This window comes from Sphingomonas sp. M1A8_2b, assembly GCF_053345535.1.
Window position 1 is genome coordinate 569,606 of the sequence record NZ_JBKFAH010000001.1, and the last position, 16,284, is coordinate 585,889.

General features: G+C 66.5%; 17 protein-coding genes. 5 read left to right on the forward strand and 12 right to left on the reverse strand.

What is annotated here, in order from left to right; translation table 11 throughout:
• Positions 1-71 precede the first annotated feature (71 nt).
• Entirely contained in the window at positions 72-2,495 is a 2,424-nt protein-coding gene (locus ACLBWL_RS02805; RefSeq protein WP_447791967.1) for a ligase-associated DNA damage response DEXH box helicase, read from the reverse strand.
• 92 nt (positions 2,496-2,587) lie between these two features.
• Here ACLBWL_RS02805 and ACLBWL_RS02810 point away from each other — a divergent pair, with 92 nt between their 5' ends.
• Both ACLBWL_RS02810 and ACLBWL_RS02815 read left to right on the forward strand, forming a co-directional pair.
• Positions 2,588-3,193 carry a hypothetical protein gene (locus ACLBWL_RS02810; RefSeq protein WP_447790035.1) on the forward strand — a complete coding sequence of 202 codons (606 nt, stop codon included), beginning with the start codon at positions 2,588-2,590 and terminating at the stop codon, positions 3,191-3,193.
• 369 nt (positions 3,194-3,562) lie between these two features.
• A complete protein-coding gene (locus ACLBWL_RS02815) occupies positions 3,563-4,573 on the forward strand; it encodes a ligase-associated DNA damage response exonuclease (RefSeq protein ID WP_447790037.1) in 1,011 nt (336 codons plus the stop codon).
• Positions 4,574-4,851: 278 nt separating this feature from the next.
• Here the strand turns inward: ACLBWL_RS02815 and rpoN are convergent, their stop codons facing one another.
• From rpoN to ACLBWL_RS02840, 5 genes are all read right to left on the reverse strand, one after another.
• Positions 4,852-6,348, reverse strand: coding sequence for an RNA polymerase factor sigma-54 (gene rpoN, locus ACLBWL_RS02820; protein ID WP_447790039.1), 1,497 nt, complete (start codon positions 6,346-6,348; stop codon positions 4,852-4,854).
• 156 nt (positions 6,349-6,504) lie between these two features.
• Entirely contained in the window at positions 6,505-7,287 is a 783-nt protein-coding gene (gene lptB / locus ACLBWL_RS02825; RefSeq protein ID WP_447790041.1) for an LPS export ABC transporter ATP-binding protein, read from the reverse strand.
• Positions 7,288-7,403: 116 nt separating this feature from the next.
• Entirely contained in the window at positions 7,404-7,967 is a 564-nt protein-coding gene (locus ACLBWL_RS02830) for an LptA/OstA family protein (RefSeq protein WP_447790043.1), read from the reverse strand.
• Positions 7,968-7,972: 5 nt separating this feature from the next.
• The gene (gene lptC / locus ACLBWL_RS02835) at positions 7,973-8,644 is read right to left on the reverse strand and encodes an LPS export ABC transporter periplasmic protein LptC (protein ID WP_447790045.1); all 672 of its coding nucleotides are present in this window, start codon (positions 8,642-8,644) and stop codon (positions 7,973-7,975) included.
• Positions 8,641-9,261, reverse strand: a complete 621-nt coding sequence (locus ACLBWL_RS02840) for a ribonuclease D (RefSeq protein WP_447790047.1) — start codon at positions 9,259-9,261, stop codon at positions 8,641-8,643. Before ACLBWL_RS02840 ends, lptC begins: the two co-directional genes overlap by 4 nt.
• 324 nt (positions 9,262-9,585) lie before the next feature.
• Between ACLBWL_RS02840 and ACLBWL_RS02845 the strand changes: the two genes are divergently transcribed.
• Together ACLBWL_RS02845 and ACLBWL_RS02850 are read left to right on the forward strand one after the other, a co-directional pair.
• Positions 9,586-10,446: a cold-shock protein gene (locus tag ACLBWL_RS02845; RefSeq protein WP_447790049.1), complete on the forward strand. Its 861-nt coding sequence runs from the start codon at positions 9,586-9,588 to the stop codon at positions 10,444-10,446.
• 46 nt (positions 10,447-10,492) lie between these two features.
• Complete coding sequence (locus ACLBWL_RS02850) at positions 10,493-11,302, forward strand: glutaminyl-peptide cyclotransferase (protein WP_447790051.1); 810 nt, start codon at positions 10,493-10,495, stop codon at positions 11,300-11,302.
• A gap of 284 nt (positions 11,303-11,586) precedes the next feature.
• On the opposite strand, the gene ACLBWL_RS02855 is transcribed toward ACLBWL_RS02850, so the two are convergent.
• The 5 genes from ACLBWL_RS02855 to ACLBWL_RS02875 form a co-directional block, all read right to left on the reverse strand.
• Positions 11,587-12,357, reverse strand: coding sequence for an AcvB/VirJ family lysyl-phosphatidylglycerol hydrolase (locus ACLBWL_RS02855; protein WP_447790053.1), 771 nt, complete (start codon positions 12,355-12,357; stop codon positions 11,587-11,589).
• A 68-nt stretch (positions 12,358-12,425) separates the two neighbouring features.
• Positions 12,426-14,018: a cisplatin damage response ATP-dependent DNA ligase gene (locus tag ACLBWL_RS02860; protein WP_447790055.1), complete on the reverse strand. Its 1,593-nt coding sequence runs from the start codon at positions 14,016-14,018 to the stop codon at positions 12,426-12,428.
• A 102-nt stretch (positions 14,019-14,120) separates the two neighbouring features.
• Complete coding sequence (locus ACLBWL_RS02865) at positions 14,121-14,306, reverse strand: DUF1328 family protein (RefSeq protein WP_055881870.1); 186 nt, start codon at positions 14,304-14,306, stop codon at positions 14,121-14,123.
• 87 nt (positions 14,307-14,393) lie between these two features.
• Entirely contained in the window at positions 14,394-14,960 is a 567-nt protein-coding gene (locus ACLBWL_RS02870) for a TMEM165/GDT1 family protein (protein WP_447790057.1), read from the reverse strand.
• Between the two features lie 3 nt (positions 14,961-14,963).
• Complete coding sequence (locus ACLBWL_RS02875) at positions 14,964-15,344, reverse strand: hypothetical protein (protein WP_447790059.1); 381 nt, start codon at positions 15,342-15,344, stop codon at positions 14,964-14,966.
• Between the two features lie 187 nt (positions 15,345-15,531).
• On the opposite strand from ACLBWL_RS02875, the gene rpmG reads away from it, so the two are divergent.
• Complete coding sequence (gene rpmG, locus ACLBWL_RS02880) at positions 15,532-15,699, forward strand: 50S ribosomal protein L33 (protein ID WP_055881863.1); 168 nt, start codon at positions 15,532-15,534, stop codon at positions 15,697-15,699.
• A 204-nt stretch (positions 15,700-15,903) separates the two neighbouring features.
• Here the strand turns inward: rpmG and ACLBWL_RS02885 are convergent, their stop codons facing one another.
• A complete protein-coding gene (locus ACLBWL_RS02885) occupies positions 15,904-16,266 on the reverse strand; it encodes a response regulator (protein WP_447790061.1) in 363 nt (120 codons plus the stop codon).
• Positions 16,267-16,284: the final 18 nt, after the last annotated feature.

Below are 16,284 nucleotides of genomic sequence, written 5' to 3' on the forward strand. Positions count from 1 at the left end.
TTCGTTACGACCACCTTTCCACTTGGGCCCCGGCCTTCGCCGGGGTGGTGCAATCTTGTCAGAGGCACCTCTTAATCCGGCCGCATTGCGTCCGCGATCATCGCCTCCGCTTCGATCAGCAGCGCGTCGTCCGAACTGTTCGTCGCCACCTTCTCGCGCCCGATCAGCGTCAGCACCGGCACCGCGAGCGGCGTCACGCGCTCCAGGTCGACATGCACCATCGTCGCCGCCGCGCGATCGAGCAATGACGCCAGCCGCCCCACATCGGTCATCCGCGCGCGCGCATCCGCCCACGCCGCCTCCAGCAACAGATGCGTCGGCTCGTACTTGCGCAGCACATCGTAGATCAGGTCGGTCGAGAACGTCACTTGTTTGCCGGTCTTGCGCTTGCCCGGATGCTGGCGCTCGACCAGCCCGCCGATCACCGCGACCTCGCGAAACGCGCGCTTGAGCAGGTGCGATTGCTGCACCCATTCGACGAACTCGTGCTCAAGGATATCCGCCGAGAACAGCGACGCCGGATCGGTGATCTTCTCCAGCCCGTACACCGCCAGCGCATAATCATTCGCGACGAAGCCGAGCGGCTTCAGCCCTTGAGTCTCCATCCGCCGCGTGATCAGCATGCCGAGCGACTGGTGCGCGTTCCACCCCTCGAAACTGTACGCGACCATGTAATGCCGCCCCTCGCGCGGGAACGTCTCGACCAGCAGCTGGCCGGGCTCGGGCATCACCGATCGATACGCCTGCATCTCCAGCCATTCGCGGACGTCGTCGGGGAAGCGCGCCCATTCGCCCGGATGCGCGAGGAACCCGCGGACGCGATCGGCGAGGTTGGTCGACAGCGGCATCCGGCTGCCGCCATAGGTCGGGATCCGCGCAGGCTTCGACGTCGCGCGCACGACCAGATCCTCAAGGTCGATCTTCATCACCTCGAGGCTCAATCCGGCGAAGAAGAACGTGTCGCCGTGGCTCAACTGCGCCGCGAACGCCTCCTCGACCCGGCCCAGCACGCGGCCATTGCCGAACCGCACGTTGAGCATCGTCGCCTCGACGATGATCCCCGCGTTCAGCCGGTGCTGGCCGATGAACTTGGGGTGGCTCACCCTCCACGTCCCGTCCGCATCCTTGGTCAGCCGCTTGAACCGGTCATACGCCTTCAGCGAATAGCCGCCGTCGCTGATGAAGTGGAGCACGCGCTCGAACGTCTCCGTCGGCAGCGCCGAATACGGCAGCGCGGAGCGGATCTCGTCGAGCAGGTCCGCCTCGCGAAACGGCGCCGCGCACGCGCACGCCATCACATGCTGCGCCAGCACGTCGAGCGCGCCGACGCGGAAGATATCCGCATCGAGTTCGCCCGCCTCGACCGCGTCGAGCGCTGCGCGTGCCTCGAGATATTCGAACCGGTTGCCCGGCACGACGATCGCTTGAGACGATTCATCAAGCCGGTGATTGGCGCGACCGATCCGCTGCAACAGCCGCGACGATCCCTTCGGCGCGCCCATCTGGATCACGCAATCGACATTGCCCCAGTCGACGCCGAGATCGAGGCTCGATGTCGCGACCAGCGCGCGCAATTTGCCCTCGGCCATCGCGTTCTCGACCTTCCGTCGCGCTTCCTTGGCCAGGCTGCCGTGGTGGACGCCGATCGGGAGGTTGCCCGCATTCACCTTCCAAAGATCCTGGAAGATGAGCTCCGCCAGGCTACGCGTGTTGCAGAACACGATCGAGGTTTCGTGCGCCTCGATCTCGGCCATCACCTGCGCGGCGGCATAGCGGCCCGAATGCCCCGACCAGGGCACGCGGCCCTCGGGCAGCAGGATCGCGATGTTGGGATCCGCGCCGGGCTCGCCGCGCACCATCGCGACCTGGTCGATATCGCCGTCGGGCGCGAGCCACGCGCGATAGCCGTCGGCATCCGCGACCGTCGCCGACAGCGCGACGCGGCGCATCCCCGGTGAAATCGTCTGCAACCGCGCCATGCAGAGCGAAAGCAGGTCGCCGCGCTTGCCGGTCGCGAACGCGTGCACCTCGTCGACGACGATCGTGCGGAGGTTCTCGAACATCGTAATGCTGTCGGGATAGCTGAGCAGCAGCGACAATGATTCAGGTGTGGTCAGCAGGATCTGCGGCGGCTTGATCCGTTGCCGCGCCTTCCGGTCGGAGGGGGTATCCCCGGTCCGCGTCTCGACGCGGATATCGACGCCCATTTCGTCGATCGGCGTCAGCAGGTTGCGCTGCACGTCGACCGCCAGCGCCTTCAGCGGCGAAACGTAGAGCGTGTGGAGACCCGTCGTCGGCGCCTCGATCAGCTCGGCAAGCGTCGGCAGGAACCCGGCGAGCGTCTTCCCCGCGCCGGTCGCCGCCACCAGCAGGGCATGATGCCCCGCGCGGCCTTCGGCCAGCATCTCCAGCTGATGCCGCCGCGGCCGCCAACCCCTCGCGACAAACCAGTTTTCCAAGGGGGAGGGGAGGTCGCTCACGGCCTGTTCACGCATCATCGCCATATGGGGGCGTCGCGCCGCACCGCCATGGACCGCGTGCGGAACGACCGCCACTTTGACCAAAGCTCTGTTGTGAAAGACGATCGGTGTCGCTTTTTCGTTATCTCCTGCCCCTGCCGTTGCTCGCACTCCTGCCGTTCGCCAATGCCACTGCCGCCAGCAAGTCGTTCGTCGGCGGCGGCGGCATGGTCCGCTTATCCTACGCCTCCAGCCTGACGCCGACGCGCAATTTTGCAGGCCGGCCGCTGATGAACAGCGGCTGGCGACAGATGTGGGACGGCGCCCCGGTCGGGCGCGGCGTCGGCATCGTCCGCTTCTGGGAGGTCGCCAAGCCGACCGATGGTCAGGGCCAGGTCACCGAATTGATCCAGGTCGGCTTCAGCCGCAGCGCAGCCGTGATCGCGACCTGCGGCACCGAAGGGCTGGTCTCGGGGCATGCCAAGCGGCTGCCCAACCGGATGCTCGGCGGCCACCGCTGGACGGTCTACACCAACGGCGACGCAGGCATGAGTCAGCAGGTCAACGCGACCAACTTCCGCAGTGTCATAAACGGCGCGTGCTATGCGATCGACCGGATCACCTACGCGGTGAGGGCGGCGGCACCAGCCGGCCGGCTTGCGCCGCCCCAGGCGGTGGCTGCGGCGCGGATGGATCAGATTCTGGCGACGATCAAGGTCGGCGGGCGGCGGTAAAGGAAGGACATACAATCCTCCCCCGCCAGGGGGAGGTGGCTGGCCCTTGCCAGACGGAGGGGGCGGTAAGCGAAGACCTCTGTTCCGTGTCCTCCCCCTCCGTCACCTTCGGCGACACCTCCCCCTGGCGGGGGAGGATCGTTGGAGTTGGGTTTTGTAACCTAAGCTCCTACCTCGCCTTCATCCCGTCATTCCCGCGGAGGCAGGAACCCATAAGGGCTGACCGAGCGGCAAAATCCGCAACGGCGAGGTTATGGATCCCCGCCTGCACGGGGATGACGGCTTCGGGAAGTTAGGCAACCATAGTGCCCGTTCGGTCGCCGCACGCTGCCGACGGCACCGCACCCCCGCGTCACGCGTTACCTGATCATGGCAAAACTCGGCGACTGGCTCGAACCGCATCCGCACGGCATCCTCGTCAAGCCGATCGACGCGTGGATCGACCCGTCGATCCCGACCGCGAAGGCGCTCGTCACGCACGGCCACGCGGATCACGCGCGCGGTGGCCACGCGGCGGTCTGGGCCACGCCGGAAACGCTCGCGATCATGGATGCGCGCTACGGTCCGCAGGCCGGCAACCCGGTCGCGTATGGCGAGACGATCCGGATGGGGCCCGCTGACAATGGGGTCGACATCGGCTTCGTCCCCGCCGGCCACGTGCTTGGCTCCGCACAGATCGTACTCGATTACCGCGGTGAGCGGATCGTCGTCTCGGGGGATTACAAGCGCCGCGCGGACCCGACCTGCACCCCGTTCGAACCCGTCAAATGCGACGTCTTCATCACCGAAGCCACCTTCGGGTTGCCGGTCTTCCGCCACCCCGACACCGGCGACGAGATCGACAAACTGATCGCCGCGCTCCACGCCAACCCCGATCGCTGCGTCGTCGTCGGCGCCTATGCGCTCGGAAAGGCGCAACGCGTGATCGCCGAACTGCGCGAACGCGGCCACCAGGCTCCGATCTACATCCACGGCGCGCTACAAAAGCTGTGCGACCTGTATGCAGAGCACGGCGTCAGGCTGGGCGAACTTCTTCCCGTTGCCGATGCGAAGAAGGCGGACATGGCGGGGCATGTCGTGATGTGCCCGCCGGGCGCGCTCAACGATCGCTGGTCGCGGCGGCTGCCCGATCCGATCACCGCGATGGCGAGCGGCTGGATGCGCGTCCGCGGGCGGGCACGCCAGAAGAACGTCGAGCTCCCGCTGATCCTCAGCGATCACGCCGATTGGGACGAACTGACCACCACGCTGACCGAGATCGCCCCGCAGGAAGTCTGGGTCACGCACGGCCGCGAGGATGCGCTGGTCCACTGGTGCATGACCCGCCAGATCAAGGCGCGCGCGCTGGCGTTGGTTGGCTTTGAGGACGAAGACGATTGATCCACGCTAAGCCCGTCCTGAGCTTCGCTGAAGGGGCGCGAAGGCGCCAAGAAGAGTTTTTGCGCGCAGAGGCGCAGAGGACGCGGAGATAGTGACAGAGAGTCGATAGTCGTACGTTCGTCAGCGGTCCTTATCTTGCGCTGGCCATATGGGTGAAGGTCTCGCAAACGCGAGACGGCAGCCCAGTCCGCAACCCTCCGCGCTCTCTGCGCCTCTGCGCGAACCAATCATCTACTCTTAGCGCCCCTTCGGCGAAGCTCAGGACGGGCTTTCGTGGATCAGCCGCCTTCTAAAGTCCGCGCACGCCGCCGCTGCACCGAACTCCCGATCCCGAGCGCCTCGCGGTACTTAGCCACCGTCCGCCGCGCGATGTCGAAGCCCTTGGCGTTGAGCAGCTCGACCAGCGTATCGTCCGACAGGATCTTCGCTCCCTCGGTATCGATCAGCGCCCGAATCGCCGATTTCACCGCCTGCGCCGACACTGCCTCGCCGCCATCCGCCGACTGGATCGCGCTCGTGAAGAAGTATTTCAACTCATACAGCCCGCGCGCGCACGACACGTATTTGTTGCTCGTCACGCGGCTGACGGTCGATTCGTGCATCTCGATCGCATCCGCCACCTGGCGCAGCGTCAGCGGGCGAAGATGCGCGACGCCCTTCAGGAAGAACGCCTCCTGCTGCTTCACGATCTCGGTCGCGACCTTGATGATCGTCCGCTGGCGCTGGTCGAGCGCCTTCACCAGCCAGTTCGCGCTCGCGAGGCAGTCCGACAGCCACGCCTTCGACGCCTTGTCCTGCTGCCCGCCCGACAACTCGGTGTAATAACTCCGGTTGACCAGCACGCGCGGCAGCGTCGAGGCGTTGATCTCGATCGCCCAGCCGGCTTTCGTCCGCGCGACGAACAGGTCGGGCGTCACCGACTGTGCAGGCTCGCCCCCGTACCGGCACCCCGGCTTCGGATCATAGCCGCGCAGTTCGCGGATCATGTCGGCCATGTCCTCGTCGTCGACGTCGCACATTCGCTTGAGCCGCGAGAGTTCGCCGCGCGCAAGCAGGTCGAGATTGTCGATCAGCCGCGCCATGCACGGATCGTAGCGGTCCGCCTCCTGCGCCTGCAGCGCCAGGCATTCGGCGAGATCGCGCGCGCCGACCCCGGTCGGATCGAAGGTCTGGATCGTCGCCAGCACGCCCTCGACGCGGGCCAATGGCACGCCGAGGCGGTTGGCGATGTCGAGCAGCGATACGGTCAGATAGCCCGCCTCGTCGATCTGGTCGATCAGATGCGCCGCGATGAACGCGTCCTCCTGCGGGATCGCTGGCCCTGCCTGCGCGAGCAGGTGATCCGCAAGGCTGAGGCTGGTATCCGCGAACGCATCGAGATCGGGGCCATCCTCGCCGCCCGCACCGCCCGCGCTCGCGCCGGTCATCGAGAGCGCGCCGTCCATCCCGCTGCCGCCGTCGGCGACGCTGTCCTGCTGGTGGCTTTCGGTGGCATAGTCGACGTCGAGCGTCGGTTCGTCGCCCGCGCCGGTGCCGGAGACGAGCTCGTCGGCGGCGACACGTTCGTCGCGGACTTCGGCGACGGGTTCGCGGTCCGGCGCGTCGCTATCTTCGGCTGCGCCCGCCTCCAGCAGCGGGTTGCGCTCGACTTCCTCGGCGATGAAGCCCTCGATCTCCAGGTTCGACAGCGCCAGCAGCTTGATCGCCTGTTGCAGCTGCGGCGTCATCACCAGCGACTGCGACTGGCGGATGTCCAGGCGAGGGGCGAGGCTCATGCCGGGGAGTCCCGTAGAGAGCCCAACAACCCAATTCCGTCACCCCAGCGAAAGCTGGGGTCTCCCACGATCAGAGCGCACGCCCTCACCGGGAGATCGCAGCTTTCGCTGGGATGACGGGTGGGGGTGGTGGCTGGGAGGAGGGGCGGCATAAGCTTAAAGCGAGAAGCCTTCGCCAAGATACAACCGGCGGACGTTGGCATCGGCGACCAGTTCTTCCGGCGAACCCGAGAACAGCACGCGGCCGTCATAGATGATGTACGCGCGGTCGACGATCTCCAGCGTCTCGCGGACGTTGTGGTCGGTGATCAGGACGCCGATGTCACGGCGCTTGAGGTCCTTCACCAGATCGCGAATGTCGGCGATCGAGATCGGATCGATGCCCGCGAACGGCTCGTCGAGCAGCATGATCGACGGATCCGCAGCCAGCGCGCGGGCAATTTCCGCACGCCGGCGCTCGCCACCCGACAACGCCATTGCCGGCGACGCGCGCAGCCGGGTTAGTCCGAATTCATCGAGCAGCGTGTCGAGTTTCCGTTGCCGCGCCGCCTTGTCGGGCTCGGAGAGTTCGAGCACCGTCAGGATGTTCTTCTCAATCGTGAGCCCGCGGAAGATCGACGTCTCCTGCGGCAAATAGCCGAGGCCGAGGATCGCGCGCCGGTACATCGGCAGCTTCGTGATGTCCTCGCCGTCGAGCATGATCCGACCCGAATCGGGCTTCACCAGGCCCATCACCGAATAGAAGCACGTTGTCTTGCCCGCGCCGTTGGGCCCGAGCAGGCCGACGACCTCACCGCGGCCGACCGACACGGACACGTCGGTCAGCACGACCCGCTTGTCGTAGGATTTGGCGATCGAGACGACCTGCAACCCGTTGTTGACGGGCGGCTCGGCGATCGGCTCTACCGCTTCGATCGGGGGCAGCGTGGTGGCATCCATGGGATCAGGCCTCGCAAGAATAGATTGCCGAACGCTTTACGCAGTCGCGGGTTGGCAGGAAACATGCATGACGCCGGGCCGGGTGGAAAGCCCCCGCGCGACGACAGTCGGGCGCGTCAGTTGCGCTTGGGGACCGAGAACGTGCCGGTCACGCGCCCGCCCGACTGCGTCACCGTGCCGCCGGTGGCGCCCCCGGTGGTCGCGCCGCTGCTGCCGCCGACCGACGAGCCGTCGATCACCGCGCGTCCGGTGTCGAGGTTCATCGTCAGCCGTCCGCCATTGACGACGTTGCCGCCCTGGTTGAGCGTCACCGCGCCGAGCATCGTGATCACGCGCTTGTTCAGATCGTAGATCGCGTACTGGCTCTTGGCGGTTTGGTCGGGCCGCCTGACCGTCACGCCGCCCGATGCATCGAGCCGCGACACCTGCGGGTTTCCGCCGATCACCTGTCCGGTATACGCAACCGTCATCCGCGCTGAATTGAGTGTCATCTCGGCCTGCTTGACCGCGACGTTACCTGACAGCACGGCGCGGTTCGCCTTGTCCTGCAACTCGATATGATCCGCACCGAAATTGATCGGCGCGTTGGAATTGTGCGGCTGCTGCGCGACCGCGGTCGTCGAAAGCAGGAGGGAGAGGCCGAAACCGGCTGCTCCGAGCAAGGAGGGTGTGGCGCGCATGGCAGCTATTTCGGCCCTCTGGGCACGATCCGCAAGCGGGCATTGCCATCGAGCGTCACGGTCCGCTCCTCCAGGTTCGCGCGCAGCTTGTTCGCACTGAACGTCCCCTGCTGCACGGTGCCGGTCGCCGCACCGCCGCTTTCGAGCGTGCGCGCCTTCATGTCGATGGTCGCGTTGGTCGTCTTCAGGTCATACCCGCCGGCCGCGGTGGCATTGAGCGGGCCGAACAGCTGCACCTTCTCGGTGTCCATGTCGTAGCGGCCGGTGTTCGCCTTGATGTTGGCGGGGCCGTCGGTCAGCTGGATCTGCGCTGCGAGCTGGTTGAGCTGGACGATCGGTTCGGCCGAGCTTTTCTGGATTGCCGACTTCGCATCCAGCGTGAACGCCTGGCCCTTCGAGTCCTGGCCGCGATATTGCGCCGACTGGATCTTCATCCGCTCCTGCGCGACATCGACCTTGTTCTTGTCGAGCAGGAACGACACGTCGCCTCCGGCCGTCAGCGGCGCCAGCACCATGAAGGACGCCAGCACGCCGATCGCGGTCGGCAAGCCGACGCGGGCGATCGCGACGAAGCGATCGTGGCTGCCACCGGGCGCGGCCCAGTCCTGCCGCGCGGAGCGGACCCGGCGGGCGACCGGGGAGGGCGGCAGGCCCGTGGCGGAGGGCGCTTCGATCATGCGTGCGCGAAAATATCGATCTCGGGCCAGCCGGCGAGATCGAGCGCGGCGCGAGTCGGCAGGAAGTCGAAGCATGCCTGCGCCAGTTCCATGCGGCCTTCGCGAATCAGCCGCTTGTCGAGTTCGGTGCGCAATCGGTGGAGGAAGCGCACGTCCGACGCCGCATAATCCTTCTGCGCCTCCGACAGCTCGGGGCTGCCCCAGTCGGACGACTGTTGCTGCTTGGAGATATCCTGGCCGAGCAGTTCGCGGACCAGTTCCTTCAGGCCGTGGCGATCGGTGAAGGTGCGGACCAGCCGCGAGGCGATCTTGGTGCAATACACCGGCGCGGCGACGACGCCGAGATAATGCTGGACCGCGGCGATATCGAACCGCCCGAAATGGTAGAGTTTCACGCGCGCCGGATCGGCCAGCAGGGCCTTCAGGTTGGGCGCGTCATAGCCGGCACCGGCCGCAAACCGGACGAGATGCTCGTCGGGGCCGCCGTCGGAAAGCTGGACGAGACACAGGCGGTCGCGCGGGGTGATGAGACCCATCGTCTCGGTATCGACGGCGATCGCGGCGCCGGCCGCGAACAGATCGGCGGGGATGTCGCCTTCGTGGAGATGAACTGTCATGATGGTGGCCGTAGCGCTCCGCGACTGAACGCTCAATGGCGCAGTCACAGGCAGCGCCGTTGAATTTGGCGATGCGAGGCCGAATCGGGCGATAAGATGGCTTGCATGCTGCGCGTGCGACGAGTCGTGGCTTACAAGCGACACTTGCGCCAGTATCGATCCAAATCGCAGCGCCAAAGATCAGAATCTATTCGCGACGGCTTGTAATTTGCGCTACGGGTGTCCTCAAGGCGCAAAAGGTTTCGCGCTGGAAAACCTGCGTTCGTCGTCCGGCACAAGGGTTTTGAGAAATTTGCGGGCGAACCGGGAAGACGAACAGAGCTTATGGGTTTCGATAAAGGTGGCCGCGGGAACCGTGGCGGGCGTGGCCGCGACAAGCGCGACAGCTTCGGCGGCGGCGACAACGAGTTCGGCGGCGGCAGCAGCTTTGGCGGTGGCGGCGATCGGTTCGGCGGCGGTAGCAGCTATGGCGGCGGCGGTGGCTCGAGCTACGGTGGCGGTGGCAGCAGCTACGGCGGCGGCAGCAGCTTCGGTGGCGGCAGCGGCGGCGGCGGCGGTGGTTACCGCGGCGGCGGCGGTGGCGGCGGCTTCTCGGGCGGTGGCGGCGGCGGCGGTGGTCGCGGCATGCCTCCCCAGGTCGTCGGTGAAGGCACCGGCGTCGTAAAGTTCTTCAACGCGCAGAAGGGCTTCGGCTTCGTCGTTCGCGATGACGGCGGCGAGGACGTGTTCGTCCACATCAGCGCCGTCGAGCAGGCCGGCATGACTGCGCTCGCCGAGGGTCAGCCGCTCGGCTTCACGCTCGTCGACCGTGGTGGCCGTATCTCGGCGACCGACCTGAAGATCGACGGCGAGCCGATGGCCGTCACCGATCGCGGCCCGCCGCGTGACCGTGATGCCGGCCCGGGCGCGCCCCGTGGTGGCGATCGCGACCGTGACGGTGGTGCAGGTGGCGCACAGCGTCAGCTCACCGGGGAGAAGGCGACCGGTACGGTCAAGTTCTTCAACGCGATGAAGGGCTTCGGCTTTATCCAGCGCGACGACGGACAGCCCGACGCATTCGTCCACATCTCGGCCGTCGAGCGCGCCGGCATGGCGACGCTCAACGAGGGCGACAAGCTCGAGTTCGAGCTCGAAGTCGATCGTCGCGGCAAGTATGCAGCGGTGAACCTGAGCGCAGGCGGCTGATCGCTGTCTGACTCAGAACGCTGATCGTACCGTGTTCGGTAGGATAGTGATTGCGGCCGGTTTCGCTTTGGCGGGACCGGCCGTTCTCGTTTCATCATCCCTGCTGTCGTCCGCGGCGCCTGCGCAACCGCAGGCGGCGGCTCCCGACTCGCGCGTGCCAGTGCTGTCGGCGACGATCGTCGCGCGCTATCCGCACGACCGCACCGCGTTCACCGAGGGGCTGCTGTTTCACGACGGCGCGCTGTACGAGAGCACCGGGCAGGAGCGGCAATCCGACGTCCGCCGGGTCTCGCTCGCGGACGGCAAAATCCTCGCCAAGGCGCGAATCGACCCGGCGCAGTTCGGCGAGGGCCTCGCGCTGTGGAAGGACCAGCTCGTCAGCCTCACCTGGCATGACGGCATCGCGCACCGCTGGGACGTCCGCACGCTGAAGCCCAAGGGGCAGAACCGCTATACCGGCGAGGGCTGGGGGCTGACGAGCGACGGCGTCTCGCTGCTCCAGTCCGATGGCAGCCCCGACATCATCGTCCGCGATCCGCTGACGCTGGCCGAACGCCGCCGCGTGGCGGTGACGATCGACGGTCGTCCGCTGCGGGACATCAACGAGCTCGAATATGTCCACGGCGCGCTGCTCGCCAACGTCTGGCACACCGGCTTCCTGGTCCGCATCGATCCCAAGACCGGCAAGGTCACCGCGGTGATCGACCTCCGCCCGCTGGTCGCCGAGGTCGGCGCGACCGATCCCGAGGCGGTGCTCAACGGCATCGCGTGGGACGCCAAGGCGGACCGACTGTTCGTGACGGGCAAATACTGGCGCACGCTGTTCGAGATCAAGATCGCCGCAGCGCCGCGCTAAGTTGGTGCCCCGCCTTCTACAGTACCCGCCCTGCATGTTCTCCCGCGAAGGCGGGAGCCCAGACTGGACTCCCGCCTTCGCGGGAGAACATGGAGGGCGCCGAGCGCCTCCTGAACGCCGTCCCCAACCGTTGTCATCTGAACGTCGTCATCCTGACGAAAGTCAGGATCCAGAGCCACGAGAGCTATCCTGTTTTACCCTGGATCCTGACTTTCGTCAGGATGACGAAAAGCGTATCAGGCGCGCCTATCTGGAGAGGGGCGCTACGTAGATGGTGAGTTCCGCTAAAACCCCCGTCCAGCCGCCGGCGCGACCGCACGGATCGCCGCCAGCACATGCCGCAGCAACCCATCCGCATCGTGATGGATATTATGCCCCCCCGGCATCCCGACCTTCCGCGCGTTCGCGGTCGTCAGTAGCGGACACAGGCTGTCCGTCTCCTCCAGCCCGTAGATGCACGTCACCGGCGCCCAGGTCAGCCGATTGCCGGTCGTCGCGCCCATGCTGTCGGGCGTACCGTGATCGTACAGCAAACCCGACGGATCGGCGCGATAGAACACCGTGTCTCCCGGGAGGATCAACACGATCGCCGCCACCCGCGGCCGCAACGCCGCCGGCAGATCCGCCATCCCGGTCTGCACGATGTCCGCACCGTAGGACTGCCCCATCACCACCGCCCGCTTTGCCCCGGTCCGCGCCAGCGCCGTCCGCACCCCGTCCGCGACGATCGCATCCAGTTCGGCCCGCGTCCGGTGGTGCGCGAACAGGGCAGGGGTCGTGATCCCGACCACCGGGATCCCGTGCTCGGTCAGCCCCCGCGACGTCGACGCGCCGAGCAGGAAGCGCAGCCCCATGTCGCCCGAGAAATTGACCACCACGACCGGCGGCGGTCCCGACGCGTGCGCGCCGATTGCGGGATACACATGCACCGGATCGCGGTCGAAATAGCCCGCCAGATACACGAACAGCACGACGATCGCCGAGAGGATGCCGGTCACCCACAGACCACGCCGCATTCTGCGCGCGCCCGCCGAACGGGCCGAAGACTTGGTCACGATGATGCAAATGCTCCAGAAACAGGCGCCCGGCGATATCGCAGTTCGTGCCGGACGACCATCCGGCGTCAGGTGATCATCCGCTTGAGCGTTTCGATCCGATCCGCCTCTGCCGCAGGCTTGTCCGTCCGGATTCGCGCGATCCGCGGAAACCGCATCGCCACGCCCGATTTGTGCCGCTTCGACTCGTGGAGCGAATCGAACGCGATCTCGAGAACCAGCGTCTTCTCGACCTCGCGCACCGGCCCGAACCGGTTCTGCGTATGGTTGCGCACGAAGCTGTCGAGCATCTTGAGCTCCTCGTCGGTGATTCCCGAATACGCCTTGCCGACCGGAAGCAGCTCGCCCTCCTCGGTCCAGCAGCCGAACGTGTAATCCGAATAATAGGACGACCGCCGCCCCGACCCGCGCTGCGCGTACATCATCACGCAGTCGGCGGTCAGCGGATCGCGCTTCCATTTATACCAGAGCCCCGCGCGGCGTCCCCCGACATACGGCGCGTCGCGACGCTTGAGCATCACGCCCTCGATCGCCGCATCGCGCGACGTCGCACGAATCGCTTCAAGCGCGGTAAAATCCTCCGCCTCGATCACCGCGCTCAGATCGAACCGCTCGGGATCGAGCTGCGGCACGAACGCCTCCAGCCGCGCGCGCCGCTCGGTCCACGGCAGCGCCCGCAAATCCTCCTCGCCCTCGATCAGGAGGTCGTACAGCCGCACGAACGCCGGGTATTCCGCCAGCATCTTCGCCGACACGGTTTTCCGCCCGAGCCGTTGCTGCAACGCATTGAAGCTCGCCGCACCGCCGCCATCCTCGAGCGTGCCGCCCTGATGCTCGCCCTTCACCAGCAGTTCGCCATCGACCGTCCCCGACGTGCGAAACGCAGCGGCGATCTCCGGAAAGCTGCCGGTCACGTCGTCGCCCGTCCGGCTGTAGAGCCGCGTCTCGCCCGCCACATGGACGATCTGCACGCGGATCCCGTCCCATTTCCACTCCGCCGCATAGTCGGTGAGGTCGACGCGCAGCTCCTCGAGCCCGTGCGCCAGCATGAACGGCCTGAACACCGGCACGTCGGCCGGCGTCGGCTGTTCGCCGGTCCCCTCCGCCCACGCGAACAGGGTCGGATACGGCGCATCGAGCCCGTGCCACACTTCCTCGACCGCATCGATATCGAGCCCGAACGCATCGGCGAGCGCGGTCTTCGCCAACCGCGCCGACACACCGATCCGCAATGCGCCGGTCGCCATCTTGAGCAACGCGAACCGTTCCTCGGCATCCGACCGGTCGAGCATATCCGCCAGCGCGCCCGGCGCATCGGCACGCGACAACGCCGCCAGTCGCTCGACGACATCGGTGATCGACAGGGGCGTGGGGTCGACCGGAACCGTCGGTTCGGGCCAGAGCAGCGCCACCGTTTCCGCGGTATCGCCGACGTAATCGCGGCTCATCCGGAACAGCACCGGATCGACGCGTTCCTCGATCAGCCCGCGAATCACCGCCGACTTCACGCCCTTGAGATCGAGATCGCCGGTCAGCGCCGCCATCGCCCAGCCGCGATCGGGATCGGGCGTCGCGCGCAGATAGTCCGCGATCAGCTTCAGCTTGGCGTTGCGCGACCGGGTGTAGGTGAGCGAGTCGAGCAGGGCGGCGAAAGCGTGCATGACGGATCAACGCGCCTGCCGCCGGAAGGGATGCAGAGACGAAACGACCGCCGCCGGATGGTCCCGACGACGGTCGCTCTCCTTCGCGCCGAAAGGGCAGCGTCAGTCGATCGCGTTCTTGATCCCCTTGCCGGCGAGCAGCCCGAGCACGAGGAAGATCACGAACAGCGCGATCGCGATGAAGAACAGGATCTTGGCGATACCGATAAAGGCGCCGCCGATGCCGCCGAAGCCGAGCAGCGCAAGCACGGCGCCGATGACGAGAAAGGTGATGGCGAGTTTCAGCATGGCGGCCTCCGACTAGTGGTTATCCTAGATCAACCTGTCGGCACGGTAGTTTGTTCCTGCGGCGAAACGATCCGTGGGACGGCGCGGCTAGACCAAACGAAGCGCGCCGAGCGCCAGCACGACGCCGGTCACCAGGAACAGCACGCCGATGCCGATCCGCAGCGGCCGCAGCGGCAATTTGCACCACGCCGTCTCGCCCATCACCGCCGCGGGCACGATGACCACGAGCGAACCGAGCGCCGCACCGACCGCCGCGAACGCCGGGACCGACGAGCGCGCGGCGAGTGTCAGGACGATGAACTGGAGGCCGTCGCCGAACGCGAGGATGAACAGCCCGAGGAACGCGGTGGCCACCGCGCCGATCGTCCAGCGATCAAGCCGCGCCGGCGCCTTGGCGGAAAAGAACGCGCCGCCGCCCTGCAACAGCAACGCGAGCGCGAGCATCAGTTGTTGGGCGTTGGTCGCGAGCTTCAGGCCGATCACCGTGCCCAGCGCCGCGGCGAGGCCGCTCGCCGCCAGGATCGCCAGCGCCGCCATCGCGATGACCAGCCCCGGTTGGCGCAGCCGATCCGACAGGATCGCGGCCAGCCACGCGGTGCGGTCGCCGACCTGCGCGAGCGCGGCCGCGACCAGCGCCGCCATCAAGGCGTCCATATGTTATCCAGCGAGTCGGACCGAACAGGCGGCGGCAAATGCGTGGCAGGCCTGCAGGTCCTGCCGTTCGCACCCGACGGCGTCGCGCAATATGCCGAGCCAGCCATGCACCAGCGCGCCATGCTCGCCGCGCGACAATGCCGAATCGACGAAATGCGCGACGGTGACGGCGGGGTTGAGCCCGTTGCTGTGCGCGATCAGGCGGATCGCGTCGATCTCGGTGGCGATGTCGCAGGGCCTGGCATAGGGCGCGCGGACGTCGATCGCGGCGATGCGCGCGGCGAGATCGGCCTTCACGGCGCGCATCTCGTCGATTCGCACGGCCGCGTAGGCCGCCAGGTCGCCCGGTGCGTCGTTGCGTGCGTTGTTCAGTGCCTGCCCCATGATCCCGCTCCTTTTATCTGCATGGACGTTGCGCCCAGGCTGGTAAAGGCGCAGTTAAGTGGCCGGTTCGTCGCGGTTCCACGCGGAAAGCTTGACTTCGTCGCGTGCGTCCGCCATGCGCGCAGCTTGATCGAGCGGCGGCATCAGTTCGCCGCTTTCGCATTTTCAAGCCATAGGAATTGGGCTCATGGCCAAGCCAACGACCGTCAAGATCAAGCTGCTCAGCACCGCTGACACCGGCTTCTTCTATGTCACCAAGAAGAATCCCCGTACCAAGACGGAGAAGCTCTCCTTCTCGAAGTACGATCCCGTCGTGCGCAAGCATGTCGAGTTCAAGGAAGCCAAGATCAAGTAATCCGGCCGACGGCGAAAGCCGTCGACTGATTACGACGATTCGAAAAACCGCGGGCAACCCCCGCGGTTTTTGGCGTTGGGGCTGCTCGTTCCCCACGCGTCATCCCGGCGAAAGCGGAGATCTCGTGCCGCGCGCGCGCTTTACACGAGGGGACTCCAGCGCTCGGCGGGGTCAGCGAGTGGCAGCGTGATCGGGTGCTCCCGCTCAAACCAGCGCCTTCACCGCATCCATGAACCGCGCCAGGCTGATCGGCTTCGACACATACGCATCCGCCCCCGCCGCGCGGATCCGCTCCTCGTCCTCGCGCCCGGCATAGGCGGTCACCGCCATCACCGGGATCGCCTTCAGCGCCTCGTCGGCCTTGAGCTCGAGAATGATCTCGTATCCCGTGACATGCGGCATCTGGATGTCCATGATGATCAGGTCGGGGGTAAAATCCCGCGCCCTTGCAACGGCTTCGCGGCCGTCGCGCACGGGTTCGACGGCGAACTGATGCGCGCGCAACAGGTCGCAGAATAGTTTGAGGTTCAGTTCGTTGTCCTCGACAACGAGCACCTTCTTCGTCACCGACACATCCCATCCGGA